Origin of the sequence: Bradyrhizobium sp. NBAIM08, from assembly GCF_020193935.1 — a bacterium.
Lineage (GTDB): Bacteria > Pseudomonadota > Alphaproteobacteria > Rhizobiales > Xanthobacteraceae > Bradyrhizobium > Bradyrhizobium yuanmingense.
In genome coordinates this window covers 1-385 of sequence record NZ_JADYVR010001286.1, presented here as the reverse complement: position 1 = coordinate 385, position 385 = coordinate 1, and the positions used below count along the sequence as shown (strand labels likewise).

Genomic DNA, 385 nt, shown 5'->3' with positions numbered 1-385 from the left:
GTCGCGCACCCAGCGGGCGAGGAAGTCGGTGGGCATGGCGGCGTCGCACAGCTGGCCCACATGGGCGCCCGCGTCCGAGAGCCCGAGCACGCACCCGTCGGCCTGGAGCAGCGCGGCGACGCCGTCGACGTCGTCGTTGGCGAACGTCACCACGAAGCGGGTGCCCAGCCGATCGGCGAGCGCGACGTCGAGCACCACGTCGAGCGGGTGCACCCCGCGCTCCGCGGCGAGCTTCGCGATCGTCGGGCCCTCGAGCTCGGGGTGGGCCTGGCTCTCCGCCACGGCGAAGGCGTCCCAGCGCACGTCGACGAAGCCGCCGTCGTCGATCTCCCGCCGGGCCCGCTCGCGCCACGCGGGGTCGGCGTAGGCCGCGGCGCGCGCCGCG

Annotated in this window: 1 pseudogene; it reads right to left on the bottom strand. The window is 76.9% G+C overall.

The features are described 5' to 3' along the window. Positions 1–385 (bottom strand): annotated as a pseudogene (locus tag I6F37_RS44555) (hypothetical protein); the annotation flags it as partial.